This is a genomic window from Bradyrhizobium sp., from assembly GCF_049512235.1.
In the GTDB taxonomy this organism is placed as follows: Bacteria; Pseudomonadota; Alphaproteobacteria; order Rhizobiales; family Xanthobacteraceae; genus Bradyrhizobium.
This window is the reverse complement of record NZ_JBEKXH010000110.1, coordinates 1-16200: the sequence shown is the minus strand read 5'-3', so window position 1 is coordinate 16200 and position 16200 is coordinate 1. Positions and strand designations below refer to the sequence as shown.

General features: G+C 61.9%; 16 protein-coding genes. 2 read left to right on the top strand and 14 right to left on the bottom strand.

Annotated elements, in window-relative coordinates:
• Positions 1-226: 226 nt before the first annotated feature.
• The 13 genes from ABSG20_RS12740 to ABSG20_RS12680 all read right to left on the bottom strand — a co-directional run bounded on the left by ABSG20_RS12740 (position 227) and on the right by ABSG20_RS12680 (position 13602).
• Positions 227-1846, bottom strand: a complete 1620-nt coding sequence (locus tag ABSG20_RS12740) for a peptide chain release factor 3 (protein ID WP_423864858.1) — start codon at positions 1844-1846, stop codon at positions 227-229.
• 84 nt (positions 1847-1930) lie between these two features.
• On the bottom strand, positions 1931-2941 hold the full coding sequence (locus ABSG20_RS12735; RefSeq protein WP_423864857.1) for an inorganic phosphate transporter: 1011 nt from the start codon (positions 2939-2941) through the stop codon (positions 1931-1933).
• Between the two features lie 14 nt (positions 2942-2955).
• Complete coding sequence (locus ABSG20_RS12730) at positions 2956-3600, bottom strand: DUF47 domain-containing protein (RefSeq protein ID WP_423864856.1); 645 nt, start codon at positions 3598-3600, stop codon at positions 2956-2958.
• Positions 3601-3863: 263 nt separating this feature from the next.
• The gene (locus ABSG20_RS12725) at positions 3864-4832 is read right to left on the bottom strand and encodes a branched-chain amino acid ABC transporter permease (RefSeq protein WP_423864855.1); all 969 of its coding nucleotides are present in this window, start codon (positions 4830-4832) and stop codon (positions 3864-3866) included.
• 1 nt (position 4833) lies between these two features.
• Positions 4834-5697, bottom strand: coding sequence for a branched-chain amino acid ABC transporter permease (locus ABSG20_RS12720; protein ID WP_423864854.1), 864 nt, complete (start codon positions 5695-5697; stop codon positions 4834-4836).
• Between the two features lie 92 nt (positions 5698-5789).
• Entirely contained in the window at positions 5790-7013 is a 1224-nt protein-coding gene (locus ABSG20_RS12715; protein ID WP_423864853.1) for an ABC transporter substrate-binding protein, read from the bottom strand.
• 35 nt (positions 7014-7048) lie between these two features.
• Complete coding sequence (locus tag ABSG20_RS12710) at positions 7049-7807, bottom strand: ABC transporter ATP-binding protein (protein ID WP_423864852.1); 759 nt, start codon at positions 7805-7807, stop codon at positions 7049-7051.
• The gene (locus tag ABSG20_RS12705; protein ID WP_423864851.1) at positions 7800-8555 is read right to left on the bottom strand and encodes an ABC transporter ATP-binding protein; all 756 of its coding nucleotides are present in this window, start codon (positions 8553-8555) and stop codon (positions 7800-7802) included. The genes ABSG20_RS12710 and ABSG20_RS12705 overlap by 8 nt, the downstream gene beginning before the upstream one ends.
• A 492-nt stretch (positions 8556-9047) precedes the next feature.
• Positions 9048-9440, bottom strand: coding sequence for an ArsC family reductase (locus ABSG20_RS12700; protein WP_423864850.1), 393 nt, complete (start codon positions 9438-9440; stop codon positions 9048-9050).
• Positions 9440-10117, bottom strand: coding sequence for a GNAT family N-acetyltransferase (locus ABSG20_RS12695; RefSeq protein WP_423864859.1), 678 nt, complete (start codon positions 10115-10117; stop codon positions 9440-9442). The genes ABSG20_RS12700 and ABSG20_RS12695 overlap by 1 nt, the downstream gene beginning before the upstream one ends.
• Positions 10118-10238: 121 nt before the next feature.
• Positions 10239-12725, bottom strand: a complete 2487-nt coding sequence (locus ABSG20_RS12690; protein ID WP_423864849.1) for a DEAD/DEAH box helicase — start codon at positions 12723-12725, stop codon at positions 10239-10241.
• Positions 12726-12918: 193 nt separating this feature from the next.
• The gene (locus ABSG20_RS12685; RefSeq protein WP_423864848.1) at positions 12919-13356 is read right to left on the bottom strand and encodes a type II toxin-antitoxin system VapC family toxin; all 438 of its coding nucleotides are present in this window, start codon (positions 13354-13356) and stop codon (positions 12919-12921) included.
• 3 nt (positions 13357-13359) lie between these two features.
• Positions 13360-13602, bottom strand: coding sequence for a type II toxin-antitoxin system Phd/YefM family antitoxin (locus tag ABSG20_RS12680; RefSeq protein WP_423864847.1), 243 nt, complete (start codon positions 13600-13602; stop codon positions 13360-13362).
• Positions 13603-13815: 213 nt separating this feature from the next.
• Here ABSG20_RS12680 and ABSG20_RS12675 point away from each other — a divergent pair, with 213 nt between their 5' ends.
• A complete protein-coding gene (locus ABSG20_RS12675) occupies positions 13816-14223 on the top strand; it encodes a MarR family winged helix-turn-helix transcriptional regulator (RefSeq protein WP_423864846.1) in 408 nt (135 codons plus the stop codon).
• A gap of 27 nt (positions 14224-14250) precedes the next feature.
• Positions 14251-15543, top strand: coding sequence for an MFS transporter (locus ABSG20_RS12670; protein ID WP_423864845.1), 1293 nt, complete (start codon positions 14251-14253; stop codon positions 15541-15543).
• A 276-nt stretch (positions 15544-15819) separates the two neighbouring features.
• Here the strand turns inward: ABSG20_RS12670 and ABSG20_RS12665 are convergent.
• Positions 15820-16200: hypothetical protein (locus ABSG20_RS12665; protein ID WP_423864844.1), on the bottom strand; the 381-nt coding region annotated here is incomplete at its 5' end.

Sequence of the window (16200 nt, the reverse complement as noted above, 5' to 3'; positions counted from 1 at the left end):
CCAAGAAGCGAGCCTCTGGAAGCAATGGCCACTAAATGGTGTTCCAAAACGCAATGTCATCACCAGCGAAAGCGGGTCAACCAGTATTCCAGAGGCCGTAGAGATAAGCAAAGGCGCAGGCGTACTGGATCCTCACCGGAGCCTGTCATCGGGCTCGCCGAAGGCGAGACCCGGTGGCGGGGTGCCGATCGGTGGTGGAGCCGCGCCTTGCGCCGATCTCACCCCCTCACGCCTTCCTTTTCACGTCCTTGATGCTGGAAAAAATGATGCCCTCGGCGCGTTCCCTGGTGTAGCCCAGATAAAACTCGTTCCTGGCCAGATACACCGGATCGCCATCGACATCGTCGGCGACACCGGAGCCGTTGGCCGCGATGAACGCATCGAGCTTCTTGCGATCGTCTGACGAGATCCAGCGCGCCAGCTGGAACTCCGAGACTTCGAATTCGACCGGCAGAGAATATTCGGCATCGAGCCGCGCCTTCAGCACGTCGAGCTGCAGCGGGCCGACTACGCCGACCAGCGCGGGCGCGCCGTCGCGCGGGCGAAACACCTGGACTACGCCCTCCTCCGACATCTGCTGCAGCGCCTCTTTCAGCTTCTTCGCCTTCATCGCATCGGTCAGCCTGACGCGACGAACGATTTCGGGCGCAAAACTCGGCACCCCGACGAACGTGATGTCCTCGCCCTCGGTCAGTGTATCGCCGATCCTTAAGCTGCCGTGATTGGGTATGCCTACCACGTCACCGGCAAAGGCCTCATCCGCCAGCGCGCGATCCTGCGCGAAGAAGAACTGCGGGCTGGACAACGACATGTTCTTGCCGGTGCGCACCAGTTTTGCCTTCATGCCGCGGGTGAGTTTTCCGGAGCACAGCCGCGCAAACGCAATGCGGTCGCGATGGTTCGGATCCATGTTGGCCTGGATCTTGAACACGAAGGCGCTCATGCGCGGCTCGGCCGCCTCGATCTTGCGCAAATTAGAGTCCTGCGCGCGCGGCGGCGGCGCGAAACGCCCCAGGCCCTCCAAGAGATCGCCGACGCCGAAATTGCGCAGCGCGCTGCCGAAATAGACCGGGGTCAGATGGCCCTCGCGAAAGGCCTGGAGTTCGAACGGCTTGCAGGCTTCCGACACCAGTGCGAGTTCTTCCTTGATGGCGCCGACGTCGAGATTGGCGTTACGGCCGGCGAGATCGGCGATGTCGATCTCAAGCGCCGCGCCGGTCTTGGCGCCGCCGCCCTCGAGCAGGCGCACGCCGCCGGTGGCGAGATCATAGGTGCCGAGAAAGTCTCGGCCGCGGCCGACCGGCCAGGTCATCGGCGTGGTGTCGAGCGCCAGCATTTTTTCGATTTCATCGAGCAGATCGAAGGTATCGCGGCTTTCGCGATCCATCTTGTTGATGAAGGTGATGATCGGAATGTCGCGCAGGCGGCAGACTTCGAACAGTTTTCGCGTTCGCGCCTCGATGCCCTTGGCGGCGTCGATCACCATGACGGCGGAATCGACCGCGGTCAGGGTCCGGTAGGTGTCCTCGGAAAAATCCTCGTGGCCCGGCGTGTCCAGGAGGTTGAACACCAGGCCCTGGAACTCGAAGGTCATCACCGAGGTGACGACCGAGATGCCGCGCTCGCGCTCGATCTTCATCCAGTCGGAGCGGGTATTGCGCCGCTCGCCCTTGGCCTTGACCTGGCCTGCGAGGTTGATGGCGCCGCCGAACAGCAGCAGTTTCTCGGTCAGGGTGGTCTTGCCGGCGTCCGGATGGGAGATGATCGCAAAGGTCCGTCGCCGCGCGACCTCGGCAGCGAGCGTCGAGCGGAACGGCGATTCCTGGGCAATAGCGAGGTCGGACATGAGGTTCGAGCGTTTGGCAGGGAAAGCGGGCCGGAGCAAGCGGGATCGCACCTACCATATAGGCATTGGGAACCTGATCTCCAGTCAGTGGGATTTCACCAACAGCACCGCCCAATAGGCCAGCGCCGCGACCATCGCGGCGGCAGGGATGGTGATGACCCAGGCATAGACAATCGAACTGGCCACGTTCCAGCGCACCGCGGAGACCCGGCGCGCGGCACCGACTCCGACGATGGCGCCGGTAATGGTGTGTGTCGTCGATACGGGAACGCCGAGCCAGGTCGCTATGAACAGCGTCGCCGCCCCGCCGGTCTCCGCGCAAAATCCCTGCATCGGCGTCAGCTTGGTGATCCGCAACCCCATGGTGCGGACGATCCGCCAGCCGCCCATCAGGGTGCCGAGTGCCATCGAAGCCTGGCACGCCAGCACCACCCAGAACGGCACGAAGAATTCGGTCCCGATCTGACCCTGCGAATACAGCAGCACCGCGATGATGCCCATGGTCTTTTGTGCGTCGTTGCCGCCGTGCCCCAGCGAATACAGCGAAGCCGACGCGAACTGCAGGATGCGGAAGGCGCGGTCGACCGCGAACGGCGTCGAACGGACCGATGCCCAGGACACGATTGCTACAAGTACCAATGCCAGCAAAAATCCGACCACCGGCGACAGCACGATCGCCAACAGGGTCTTTGACAGGCCGCTCCAGACCGCGGCCGAAATCCCGGCTTTCGCCATTCCGCCCCCGACCAGTCCGCCGATCAGCGCGTGCGAGCTGCTGGAGGGTATGCCCAATCCCCAGGTGATCAGGTTCCAGACGATGGCCCCGATCAAGGCGGCGAAAATCACCTGCGCATCGATCACGCTGGGCTCGATGATCCCGGTGCCGATGGTCTGCGCGACGTTAAGCCCGAACACCGAGAACGCGACGAAATTGAAGAACGACGCCCACAGCACGGCATATTGCGGCCGCAACACCCGGGTCGATACGATCGTGGCGATCGAGTTGGCGGCGTCATGCAATCCGTTGAGGAAGTCGAACAAGAGCGCGACTGCGATTAATCCGACCAGAATCGGAAGACCAAGCGTGGCATCCACCTGATGGCCCTGCCCTATACCTGTTCGATCACGATGCTGTTGATCTCGTTGGCTACGTCGTCGAAGCGATCGGCGACCTTCTCGAGATGGTCGTAGATCTCCGCACCGACGATGAAATCCATCGTGTTGGCATTGCGATGCTTGAGGAAAAGCTCCTTCAGGCCGATATCGTGGAGATCGTCGACCCGGCCTTCGAGCTTGGTCAGTTCCTCGGTGATCGCCGTCAGCATCGAGACATTGTCGCCGATCGATTTCAACAGCGGCAGCGCACGGCCGACCAGATTGGCGCATTCGACCAGCAGCGTGCCCATTTCCCGCATCGGCGGTTCGAAGGTACGGACCTCGAACAGAATGACGGCTTTGGCGGTCTGCTGCATCTGGTCGATGGCGTCGTCCATCGCGGTGATCAGATTCTTGATATCGCCGCGGTCGAACGGCGTGATGAACGTCCTGCGCACCGCGGTAAGCACCTCGCGGGTGATATTGTCGGCGTCGTTTTCGAACTGATTGACGCGCTGACAGAATACCGGCGTTTCATCGCCGCCGCGCAGCATTTCCTGCAGCGCCAGCGCACCCTGCACAACGGTCCGGGCATGCCGGGCGAACAGATCGAAAAACCGTTCCTCCTTGGGCAGAAAGGCGCGAAACCAACGCAGCATCTGAAATGTCCATCATTTGCTCAAAAGTCCGGCCCGGGGGACGGTCACACAACTGTCATAAACCATTTCGGGGCCAAGGGCGGGAGCGGCGGGCTGACGGAGTCGGGTCATCCACCGCTTTGTAGGCTGTTCCCCCGTACGCGGCACAGCGCCTGCTGATCCGCCGTCGATCTTGCTTATACGACGAGTGGGTCCGCGCTCTGCGGCGCGGCGTCACCGGACAATGCTTCGCATCTGCGCCGCGTCCGCGAAACGAGGCCCGCCTAGAGGGAACGCCGGAAATAATGCGCGATCTCGCCGATCACGCCGCGGCGGAAGGTCAGCACGCAGACGACGAAGACGGTACCCTGAATCACCGTCACCCATTGCCCGAATCCGGCGAGATATTGCTGCATCGCGATGATGACGAAGGCGCCGACGACCGGACCGAACACGGTACCGAGACCGCCCACCAGCGTCATCAGCACGATTTGCCCGGACATCGCGACTTCGACGTCGGTCAGCGACGCATTTTGCGCGACAAACACCTTCAGCGCGCCGGCAAATCCGGCCAACGTTCCCGAAAGGATATAGGCGAGCAGCTTGTACTGATCGGTCTTGTAGCCGAGCGATATCGAACGCGGCTCATTCTCGCGTATGGCTTTCAGCACCTCGCCGAACGGCGAGTTGATGGTCCGAAAGATCACCAGAAAGCCGAACAGGAAGCCGGCGAGGATGACGTAATAAAGCACCGTCGGGTTGGCGAGGTTGAAAAGTCCGAACAAATAGCCCTGCGGAATGCCCTGGATGCCGTCCTCGCCATGGGTGAAGGGCGCCTGCAAATAGATGAAGTACAACAGCTGCGACAGCGCCAGCGTGATCATCGCGAAATAGATGCCCTGGCGTCTGATCGCGACGAGGCCGGTGATGACGCCAAGTCCCGCGGCCGCGGCGGTACCGGCCAGAATTCCAAGCTCGGGCGAAAGGCCCCACACTTTCAACGCATGCCCGGTGACATAGCCCGCCGTCCCCAGGAACATCGCGTGGCCGAACGACAACAGCCCGCCATAACCGATCAAGAGGTTGAAGGCGCAGGCCAATAGCGCAAAGCACATCGCCTGCATCACGAAGAACGGGTAGATGCCGGTCCATGGCACGATCAAAAGCAGCGCCGTCATGCTGCCGAACGCGATCATCTCGTCGTGGATGGCGCGCGCCGTCACTGGTATTGTATCATCAGTCATCGCCGTCATATCAGGTCGTCCGTCCTGTCAGTCCCGAAGGCTTCACCAGCAGCACCAGCACCATCAGCACGAATACCACGGTGTTGGAGGCCTCGGGATAAAAGTACTTTGTCAGGCCCTCGATCACACCCAGCGCAAAGCCGGTGACGATCGATCCCATGATCGACCCCATGCCGCCGATCACCACGACCGCGAACACCACGATGATGACATTTTCGCCCATCAGCGGCCGCACCTGGTTGATCGGCGCCGACAAGACCCCGGCCAGCGCGGCGAGGCCGACGCCAAGCCCGTAGGTCAGGGTGATCATGCGCGGCACGTTGATGCCGAAGGCGCGCACCAGCGTCGGGTTTTCGGTCGCGGCGCGCAGGTAGGCACCGAGCCGGGTGCGCTCGATCAGATACCAGGTGCCAATACAGACGATCAGCGAGAAGATCACCACCCAGCCGCGATAGATCGGCAGATACATGAAGCCGAGATTCATGCCGCCTTTCAGCTCATCGGGGATCGCATAGGGCAGGCCCGACGAGCCGAAGTAATTCTGGAACACGCCCTGGATGATCAGCGCCAGCCCGAAGGTCAGCAACAGCCCGTAGAGATGATCGAGGCCGGCAAGCCATTGCAGCATGGTCCGTTCCAGGATCATGCCGAAAATACCAACCACGATGGGAGCGACAATCAGCGCCGGCCAATATCCGATACCCGCCAGATTGAGCAGGAAATACGCGCAGAACGCGCCCATCATATAGAGCGCGCCGTGGGCGAAATTGATGATGTTGAGCATGCCGAAGATCACGGCGAGCCCGAGACTGAGCAGCGCGTAGAACGAGCCGTTGATCAGTCCCACCAGAAGCTGCGCGAAGAGAGCCTGCATCTATCGATCTTTCGTACCGATTCCCGTTGTATTCTGTCTCGCTATATCCCGGTCAAAGTGCCCGCCGGCGCAAGGCCGATGGGCACTCATGCTCATTTCTTCAACAGCGCGCATTTGCTTTCCGAAAGCGGCGTGAACGCCTGATCGCCCGGCACGGTGCCGACCAGCTTGTAGAAGTCCCAGGGCGCCTTGGATTCCGACGGCTTCTTGACCTCGAACAGATAGGCCGAATGGATGGTGCGGCCATTGGGCTCGATCTCGCCCTTGCCAAACAGCGGATCGTCGGTCGGTATCGACTTCATCTTCTCCACGACCTTGAGACCGTCATGCGGATTGCCGCCGAGCGCGTCCAGCGCCTTGAAGTAGTGGATCAGGCCGGCGTAGACGCCGGCCTGGACCATGGTCGGCGGCGCGCCGTTCTTCATCCGGGCGGCGAATTTCTTCGAGAAGGCCCGGGTCTGGTCGTTGAGGTCCCAGTAGAACGTTTCCGTGAAGTTCAACCCTTGCGCGGTTTCCAGCCCGATCGCCTTGACGTCGGTAATGAACAAAAGCAGCGCCGCGAGCTTCTGGCCGCCCTTTACGATACCGAATTCGGCCGCCTGCTTGATCGAGTTCGTGGTGTCGCCGCCGGCGTTCGCCAGACCGATGATCTTGGCCTTCGAGGACTGCGCCTGCAGCAGGAAGGAAGAGAAGTCGGAGGTATTCAAGGGATGCTTGACGCCACCGACCACCTTGCCGCCATTGGCCAGGATGACCGCGGTAGTGTCGCGCTCGAGCGCGGCGCCGAAGGCATAGTCGGCGGTGAGGAAAAACCAGGTATCGCCGCCGGCCTTCACCAGCGCCTGCCCGGTGCTATGGGCCAGCATGTAGGTGTCATAGGTCCAGTGCACGGTATTGGGCGAGCACTGCGCGTTGGTAAGATCCGAGGTCGCGGCGCCCGAATTGATGTAGACGCCGTTCTTTTCCTTGACGACGTTGTTCACCGCCAGGGCGACGCCGGAATTCGGCACGTCGACGATGACGTCGACCTTCTCGACGTCGAACCATTGCCGTGCGATGGCGGTGCCGACGTCGGGCTTGTTCTGGTGGTCGCCGGAAATGACCTCGATCTTCCAGCCCTTGCCGCCCAGACCGGAATCCTCGACCGCCATTTGCGCCGCCAGCGTCGAGCCCGGACCGCCGAGATCGGCGTACAGCCCGGATTGATCGGACAGCGCGCCGATTTTGACGGCCTTGTCCTGGGCGGCCGCGAGACCAGCCGAAGCGAAGCTCAGCGCCGTGCCGAGCAACAATGACGCCACGATCCCTGTTCTCATCCTGGGCTCCTCTTGTAGGATTTTCTCGTTGGTTTTCAGACGCCGAGATAGGTGTGAAGCTTGTCCATATTGGCTTGCAGATCAGCGTTGGCGAAACCATCGATGACCTTGCCATGTTCGACAATGTAGTAGCGGTCGGCGACGGTGGCCGCGAACCGGAAATTCTGTTCGACCAAGAGAATGGTAAATCCCTCCTTCTTGAGCCGCGCGATGGTGTGGCCGATCTGCTGGATGATGACGGGGGCGAGGCCCTCGGTCGGCTCGTCCAGCATCAGGAAACGTGCGCCGGTTCGCAGGATCCGCGCGATCGCCAGCATCTGCTGCTCGCCGCCGGACAATTTGGTGCCCTGGCTGTTGAGCCGCTCCTTGAGATTGGGAAACAACTCGAAGATCTGATCCAGCGACAGGCCGCCGCTGCGCACGATCGGCGGCAACAGGAGATTTTCGCGGACGTCGAGACTGGCGAAAATCCCGCGTTCCTCCGGACAAATCGCAATGCCCAGGCGTGCGATGCGGTCCGACGAAGCCCGGATGATCTCCTGGTCATTGAACCGGACCGAGCCGGTTCGCTTGCCGATGATGCCCATCACCGATTTCAGCGTAGTGGTCTTACCGGCGCCGTTGCGCCCAAGCAGCGTGACCACCTCGCCGGCGCCGACCTTGAAATCGATGCCGTGAAGGATGTGGGACTCGCCGTACCAGGCTTCCAGATTCTGCACCGCCAGCACCGGCTTGCCGGCATCGGGTGCCGGCGCCGGCCTGGTTGCCGCATCGGCTACTTTCAGCTCAGGCATGACCTGCCCCCAGATAGGCTTCCTTGACCCGCTCATCCCTGGTCAGGTCGGCATAGTTGCCCTCGGCAAGCACGTGACCGCGTGTCAGCACGGTGATGATATCGGACAGGTTGGCCACCACGTTGAGATTGTGTTCGACCATCAGGATCGTGTATTTTGCGGAGATCCGCTTGATCAGCGCGGCGATCTTGTCGATGTCTTCGTGGCCCATGCCGGCCATCGGCTCGTCGAGCAGCATCATTTCCGGATCGAGCGCCAGCGTGGTCGCAATTTCGAGCGCGCGCTTGCGCCCATAGGGCATCTCCACCGCCGGCGTCTTTGCGAATTCGCTGAGGCCGACATCGTCGAGCAGTTCGTGGGCGCGGCTGTTGAAGCGGTCAAGCACGGCTTTGGAACGCCAGAAATCGAACGAGTGCCCGTGCTGGCGCTGCAGGGCGACCCTGACGTTCTCCAGCGCGGTCAGATGCGGAAACACCGCCGAAATCTGGAACGAGCGTACCAGACCGAGGCGCGCCACATCGGCTGGCGCCAGCGCCGTAATATCCTTTCCCTTGTACAGAATTTGGCCGGCTGAGGGCCTCAGGAATTTGGTCAATAGATTGAAGCACGTGGTTTTGCCGGCCCCGTTCGGGCCAATCAGAGCGTGAATACTGCCACGGCGAACCCGAAGATCGACATCGCGGACGGCAAAGAAGCCCGCGAATTCCTTGGTCAGTCCGTGGGTTTCGAGAATGAACTCATCGGCCAATCAATTTCCCCCCATCAACCATCGCGGCGAAGTCTTAATTCGCGCGAGGCTCATCTCTCCCAACCGGCAGGCTTTTGCCGAGAGCCTTCAAACCAGACGCCTCGGTAAACCAGACACCTTGGCAAATCCCGTCCCGAACCGGCCGCCTCCAGGGCCGGAATATGCCGTCAACCGCCCGCCTTACGCAAGGCGGAAAGCGAGACTCGTCCAGCGTTTCCGAAGTTCTGATCATATCGACGCTTGCGATGCCGCGCTCCCTCTCCCGCTCTTCGCGGGGGAGGGTTGGGGTGGGGGAAGCTCCGGGCGAAAATCCATCGATTGGGTATCGCAGCCACACGTAACCAACACCGCCGATGCCGCGCCCCCACCACGCCCTCCCCCGCGAAGAGCGGGAGAGGGAGCGAGAGGCCAGCGCCCGTAGCCTGAAATGGTAGGCTTCATGGAATCGATCCACTCCACCACGTCCCACCGATCACCGCATCCCGGACAATGTCATCGGGCTGAGCTGGACTTGGCGCCGCCCGACCGGCCCGACGGCGCCACCTCCCTGGCGTAGATGTCCGGCTTGAAGCCGACCAGCAATTTGCCGCCGAGATCGAGCACCGGGCGCTTGATCATCGCGGGCTGCGCCAGCATCAAGGCCAGCGCCTTGCGCGCGTCGAGGTCTCCCTTGCCGGCGTCGGGCAGTTTGCGAAACGTGGTGCCGGCGCGGTTGAGCAGCGTCTCCCAGCCGAGTTCATCACACCATCGCTTGATCAGCTCTTTGGTGATGCCTTCGGTCTTGTAGTCATGAAAGCGGTAAGCGACGCCATGGCTGTCGAGCCAGCCGCGGGCTTTCTTCATGGTGTCGCAGTTCTTGATGCCGTAGATGGTGATCGAGCGCATCAAATGTTCCTTCCCAACACCGTCACATGCATGCGGCGCCGAATTTCCATTCCCTGCCGCCGATAGAGCGCGATCGCGCTGTCGTTATCGGAAAACACGTGCAGGAACGGAATTTCCCCGCGCGCCAGAATCTGGCGGCCAACAGCCGCCAGGACAGCTTGCGCATAACCGCGACCGCGATGCGTGGGATGCACGCAGACGGCCGTTATTTCGGTATAATTGGCGGGCTTCATCCGCTCTCCCGCCATTGCCACCAGTTGTCCGTCGATCCTGACCCCAAGAAACGTTCCCAATTCATGGGTACGCGGGGCGAAGGGTCCGGGATTGGTGAGTTTCGTCAATTCCAGCATCGCCGGAACGTCATCGGCGCCGAGCGTGACGATGTCGGCCGTGCCGGCCGAGGACCATGCGGGCGGGCCGATCATTTGCTCGGCGGTCTTGGCGAGGAGAATTCTGAAGTCCGCTGGGGCGATCACGGGATCGGGTGTAAACAGCACCGCGTGGTCCGATCGCGACATCAACTCGCGAAGGGCTGCGAAACCTTGTGGAGAGGCGTCCGCCATCGCCGCAAACGGCGCCATGTCCGGAGGATAGCGGCGCGCCAGTTGACCACCCTCCGCCAGTTCCCGTTGCCCGGAAATCAGCGCATTCCAGACGGGATGATCTAGCGGATGCATGGAGGGGCCGGAAAACGCACGTGCCGCCACTTCCTTACTCCCCCTCGATCGTCCCCAGCGGCTTTGGCGTCACCGGCGGCGCGCGCGGTCCGGTCCAAAAGATCCGGTTCGCGCTCGCGCCTCACGCGGCCCTGCCCCGCAAGCCATCGGCGAGCGCCGCAAGCGCGTCGGCGAGTTGCCTTGCGGTTTCCGGCGGCGGCAACGGCATTTTGAGGTGCCGCGCGCCGGTCGCCGGGTCGCGCTCGATCCAGGGATGCGCCGGGGCGTGGGGCTCGTTGGCCGACGCCATCGCCGCGATAAACTGCGCGCCGACCTGTACCAGGGACTGCCACAGATCGGGAGCGGGACCTGAATGGCGCGGTGATGCCGCCGTCTCATCGATCCGCGCGACCTCGCCGGCGCCAGGGCTTGGTTCCGCATTTCTTTCTTCCACGGGTCCGGCATCATCCGCGGCGGCGATATTCGTCACTTCCTCTGCCGGCGTCACGGCCTCGCCCTCCCCCATATTCCCCGCGACTTTTTCGACATCCTTCATGAAACGGCTGAGACGCGAACCGCCGAGGGAAATCTCCCCGCTGTCGCCGTCGAGAATTCCCGCCGACAGGGAGCGTTTGAACGCCAGCACCGAAAGCATGCCTTCCTCGATGGTGCCCTTGGCGACGAAATTGATGACCTGCACCGGGCGTAGCTGGCCCATGCGATGGATGCGCGCGATGCGCTGTTCGAGAATTGCCGGGTTCCACGGCAAGTCCATATTCACCAGGGTCGAAGCATGCTGCAGATTGAGCCCCGTACTGCCGGCATCGGTGGACAGGAACACACGGCAGCTGGGATCGTCACGAAACCGCTGCACCAGTGGCGGCCGTCGCTCCGACGGGACACCGCCGTGGAAGCTGACATAGCCGAGACCGCGCGCTTCGAGGCGGCGGATAACGATGTCGTGGGTCCGCGTCCACTGCGAGAACACCACCGCCTTGGCCTCGGGCTCGACGAACAATTCATCGAACAGCGCGGCCAGTTCGTCCGCCTTGACGCCGTGGTCGGTTTCCTGGTCCAGCAGATAAGTGCTGTTGCATGACATGCGCATGTTCTGCAGCGCGACCATCAGCCGCCGCTGATCGGTATCCGACAAAAACCCGCTGCGGCGCCAGCGCTGCACGATCTTGGCCACGATGTCAGCGTTTTCCTGATGATAAACCATCTGCGCTTCGGTCATCGGCAGCAGCAGGTTCTGATCGGTCCGCACCGGCAGTTGCCGCAGCACCTCGGATTTGCGCCGGCGGATCATGACCGGCGCCAGGGTCTGGCCGATCCTTTCCAGCCCGGTATAGCCGGTGACGCGCCCGGCTTCGTCCTTGACCTGATGCTCATGCAGCAGCTTCCAGGTTGGCCCGAGCCGGTGCTGGTCGACAAACTGGACGATGGAAATCAATTCTTCCAGCTTGTTCTCCAGCGGTGTCCCGGTCAGCACGATCGCATAGGAGCTGTCGATGCGTTTCAAGGCGCGCGCCGCGATGGTGTTCCAGTTCTTCACCCGTTGCGCTTCGTCGACGATCACGAGTTCAGGGGCCCAGGCGGCGATCAGGTCGAGGTCCGGCTTGAGTTTCTCGTAGTTTGTAATCTTGCAGAAATCGTCCAGGGTGTAGTCCTTCTGGCGCTGCGCCCGGCCGCCACCGATCACGCGCGCGGCGTTTTCACCCTTGCGCCCCGAGAAGCGCGTGATTTCACTTTGCCACTGGTACTTGAGCGAGGTCGGGCAGATCACAAGCACTTTCGAGACGCCAAAATGCCGGGCCAGTATTTCTGCCGCGGCAATGGCCTGGATGGTCTTGCCCAGTCCCATATCGTCGGCGATCAGTGCCCGGCCGGCCCGCACCGCAAACAGCGCGCCCTCGGCCTGATATGGATAGAGCGGCACCTTCAGGAGGGCCAGCAGCTTGGGATCGGCCGCGCCGCGGGGAAATAACTGCGCAAGCTTTTCGGCCCGCCGGTCGGCATCCCGTCTTCCAGCGATGAAATCGAGCGCATCGTCATAGGCCCGCAGCTCATGGCCGGATTTCGCAACCAGAGTCATGAAAGGCTCGATCTCGCCGAAGCGATGCTCCGGCAACATCCCGTTGTGTTCAGCGTCGAACAGGCCGGCGGCGGCTTTGATCACGTCAGGCGGGCAATCCGTTCCGGCGCGAAAATGCACGCAGCGCATGCCCTCGTTGCGCAGGTAAAGCTCGGAAAATGCCGGCTGGTAGCCACGCGCGAACGCCACCCGTGCGCCGCGCTTTTTTTCCAGCTGGGCCAGAGTGAATTCGATATGCTTGCAGGTACCCAATTCGCTGGTTGAATAATCCGGGCAGGAGCAGAAATTGCCCCCTGGACCAGGGCCTCGGATCGCCACGCGATAGCTCGATTTCGAAACGGGATTGCTGACCCGAAAGTCGGAGAAAAACGGCTCGCTGCCCAGATTTTCCAGCCCGAAGGTCTGTTCGCGCCCGAACTGGCGGCGCAGGCCGCGTTGCCATTCCAACGGCGTGAGACCTTCGGGCGCGTGGGTGCGCGCGAGCTTGGTTTCCCGGATCGGTCTGGTCGCGGCATTGAGCTGCCCGGATTTCATCGAAATGCGTCCCATTCAGCAAAAGTCGCGGGATGATTGGCATCCTATTAACTTTGCTCGCGGCACAGACGCAATCTCGATGGTCGAGATTTCCACTTCGAATCTCGTTGCCAAGCCCGCATAGACCCATTTTTCAGCTAGCCAAGCAAGGCGCTTCAGACCGTCCGCAATCGCCCCGTTCGTGTGCAAATGATCACTCAGGTGGCAATCCCCTGAAAGGATCGATGACAACGGCGCCCAATGGTTCGAAGTGTCGGAGGTTGCGTGACAGGATTGTCAGCGTGTGATGTTGCGCCGTAGCGGCGACGATGATGTCGGCGAAACCCGGCGCCTGGCCTTGGCTCCGCGCTTTATCTGCCATCGCGCCAGCGATCCGGGCTACGGGCACGTCGAAGGCAAGAACGCGGTCGTCGTAGAGGTGCAAGACGGTCGCCAGCCACGCCGCCAGACCAGCGCTCTGGCGGGTCGCCCCCTCGCGCCGCAATTTGCTGATGCCGTCCTCGATTTCCGCCACCGTTACCGCCGATAGGAACAAGGAGGCAGAATGCCTATCCATCCATTGGATTAGCTCTGACGGCACGGGGCGCGATGGAGCCGCCGCCGAAATGACGTTGGTATCGACGAGGTACACCGGTCAGAGATCGGCTGTCCGCGGGCCTTTACTGTTGCGTTTCGGCAGATCGTCTGCCGCCGGTGGCGCTACCATCAACAGACGGCCGAACGTCGGAACATGTGACAGCCGCTGCCACTCCTCGTAGCTCACGATCACCGCCTGTCGCTTGCCGTGACGGGTGATGATCGCCGGCTGTCCCTGCATCGCCTCATCCACCACCGCCGACAAGCTCGCCTTCGCGTCCCGCAGCTGAATCTCGCGCATGATAAGCCCCTCTTGTGACCACTGTAGTTATATAGCTCAGACACGGTCGCGAAAAGGCCAATATTGCCGCAACACCAACGGGCACTTCGGAAGAAAATGGCTCACGGGAAAATGAAAAGCAAAGCTTGCCAGTTTAACTTGCAAGTTTGCCTGCTTATCTGCATGATGAGAAACATGAGCGCGCCCCTTGATACCGCATCTATTTCCCGGGAAATGGCCGTGACCGAGCTGTCTCTGGCTATTGGAAAACTCGTGCGCCGGCTGCGCATGGAAGCGAACCCTGGCGAGCTGAGCTGGTCGCAAACCGCCGCCCTGGCGCGGCTGGAGAAAGCGGGCTCGATGACGACGGCGGAGCTTGCGCGCGGCGAGCGGGTGAAGCCGCAATCGATGGGCACGACGCTTTCCGATCTCGAGCAGGCGGGATTGGTGCAGCGCCGGCCTCATCCAAGCGACGGCCGGCAAGTCCTGTTCGCGCTGACAGCCGAAGGCGTCGAGGCGCGGCGCCAGCGCAGCATTGCCAAGCGAGCGTGGCTGCTCGACGCCATGGCGAAGCTCGACGCCGCCGAGCAGCAAACCCTGATGTCCGCCGCCGCGCTGATCAAGCGCCTGGCGGACTCGTGAATCTCGCGGCAGCCAAGAGGGGAAATTGTGAGCAGTTCTGCAACAGGCACCTTTCGTTCGCTGAACGGCTTCAACTACCGGATCTGGGCCGGCGGCGCGCTGGTGTCCAACGTGGGAACCTGGATGCAGCGCATCGCTCAAGGCTGGCTGGTGCTGACCCAGCTGACCCATAACAATGCGACCGCCATGGGCATCGTCATGGCACTGCAGTTCGGGCCGCATCTGCTGTTGTTCCCGTTGACCGGCTTCGCGGCCGATCACCTTAACCGCCGAAAGCTCCTGATCGGCACCCAGGCGGCCATGGGCGCCCTCGCCCTGGGTCTGGGCATTCTCACGATTACCGGGCTCGTACAATTATGGCAGGTGTTCGTATTTGCGTTTCTGCAAGGCTGCGTCACCGCGTTCGACTCGCCTTCGCGCCACACCTTCGTCGCCGAACTGGTCGGGGAAAGCGACCTGTCGAATGCGGTGGCGCTGAATTCGACGTCGTTCAACGCCGCGCGGATGATCGGTCCGGCCATCGCCGGCACCTTGATTGCCTCGGTCGGTTCCGGGTGGGTATTCCTGATCAACGCCGCATCGTTTGTCGCCGTGCTTTGCTCGCTTGGTCTGCTCCGCGTCAGTGAACTTCACCGGCAGAGCCGGGCCCTGCGAAACAGCTGCAGCTTCGTCGAGGGATTTCGCTATGTCCGGAGGCGCCCCGATCTGCAAGCCATTCTTCTGATGCTTTTCCTGATCGGGACATTTGGGCTGAACTTCCAGATCTTTATTTCGACCATGTCGGTCACGGTCTTTCATGCCGGCGCGAGCCAATATGGCTTCCTGACCTCGGTCATGGCGATTGGAACGATTGCCGGCGCGCTGCTTGCGGCCGGGCGGGAAAAGCCCCGCTTCGTGCTGCTGTTGAGCGGCGCCGCCATCTTCGGCGTCGGCTGCGCGCTCGCCGCCCTCATGCCCAACGCCTTTCTCTTCGGCATGGCGCTCATCGTCATCGGCGTATCGGCGCTGACGTTTACGAACTCGACCAACAGCCTGATGCAACTATCCACCGAGCCTGCCATGCGCGGCCGCGTCATGGCGATCCGGCTCGCAATCGCGTTGGGCTGCACGCCGCTGGGCGCACCGATCGTCGGCTGGGTCGCCGATGCATACGGCCCGCGCTGGGCGCTCGCCATCGGTGCCGCCTCGGGCTTTGCCGCGGCCATCGTCGGCATCCACTATCTGGTGAAGTACCGTCATATGAGCATGCACCTCGATGCCGGACGGCTGCGCTTCGGTATCGACGGCGACGAGCTTGTGAAGAGTCCGGGCGGATTGTAGCCGACCTGTCCGCCATAGCTCGAAGAGCGAAGGCGGAAGGCGTCATCCGCCACTTGCTGACGGCAAAGAGGCGGGTCACGGCTGGGCCTACAAGCCGCCCTATGGCCTAGCCTTTGATGAAAGCCAAAAGGTCGGCATCGATGATTTCGGCCTCGGTGGTCGGCATGCTAATCAGTTAGTCAATGCTAATTCGTTGCCGCGACTTCGGCGCCTCGATCGCTGATGATGCGCCACTCCATTTCCACAAGGGATGCGCGAACCGGCTCGGCATCTCGTTTAAGCATGCCAGGCTGTTGCGAGCGCGGTTTGCAGGTTTGCATCGTTCGGCAAACTGCTAATGGCCGGTGCGGTCGGATCGAACCCCGGATTATTGGCCGAATACGTCGCCATCGCCTGAACCAATTGCGAAATCTGGCTGTCGATCTTCAGGCCGCCGGCCGTAATTCCCTGCAGCTGATTGCTGCTGCCGGAGAACCAGCCGCTGACGTCGACCTGGGTTTTTGTTCCCAACAGGTCGATCTTCAAATCATTGCCGGACTGCTGCAACCAAAGATTCTCGTCCGTTATTCCCGCGACGAAGTTGAGTTCATTGGACGATCCCGCGGCCTCGTTCGCATAGATCGTGGCCTGGCCTGTGCTTGAGGAAGCAATATAGGT

Excerpts from the sequence above, each read along its gene's own strand:
- ABSG20_RS12675 (WP_423864846.1), top strand. The coding sequence starts at position 13,816 with ATGGCCGTGACCGAGCTGTCTCTGGCTATTGGAAAACTCGTGCGCCGG.
- ABSG20_RS12740 (WP_423864858.1), bottom strand. The coding sequence starts at position 1,846 with ATGTCCGACCTCGCTATTGCCCAGGAATCGCCGTTCCGCTCGACGCTC.
- ABSG20_RS12715 (WP_423864853.1), bottom strand. The coding sequence starts at position 7,013 with ATGAGAACAGGGATCGTGGCGTCATTGTTGCTCGGCACGGCGCTGAGC.
- ABSG20_RS12695 (WP_423864859.1), bottom strand. The coding sequence starts at position 10,117 with ATGCATCCGCTAGATCATCCCGTCTGGAATGCGCTGATTTCCGGGCAA.
- ABSG20_RS12690 (WP_423864849.1), bottom strand. The coding sequence starts at position 12,725 with ATGAAATCCGGGCAGCTCAATGCCGCGACCAGACCGATCCGGGAAACC.
- ABSG20_RS12710 (WP_423864852.1), bottom strand. The coding sequence starts at position 7,807 with ATGCCTGAGCTGAAAGTAGCCGATGCGGCAACCAGGCCGGCGCCGGCA.
- ABSG20_RS12720 (WP_423864854.1), bottom strand. The coding sequence starts at position 5,697 with ATGCAGGCTCTCTTCGCGCAGCTTCTGGTGGGACTGATCAACGGCTCG.
- ABSG20_RS12680 (WP_423864847.1), bottom strand. The coding sequence starts at position 13,602 with ATGCGCGAGATTCAGCTGCGGGACGCGAAGGCGAGCTTGTCGGCGGTG.
- ABSG20_RS12725 (WP_423864855.1), bottom strand. The coding sequence starts at position 4,832 with ATGACGGCGATGACTGATGATACAATACCAGTGACGGCGCGCGCCATC.
- ABSG20_RS12730 (WP_423864856.1), bottom strand. The coding sequence starts at position 3,600 with ATGCTGCGTTGGTTTCGCGCCTTTCTGCCCAAGGAGGAACGGTTTTTC.
- ABSG20_RS12700 (WP_423864850.1), bottom strand. The coding sequence starts at position 9,440 with ATGCGCTCGATCACCATCTACGGCATCAAGAACTGCGACACCATGAAG.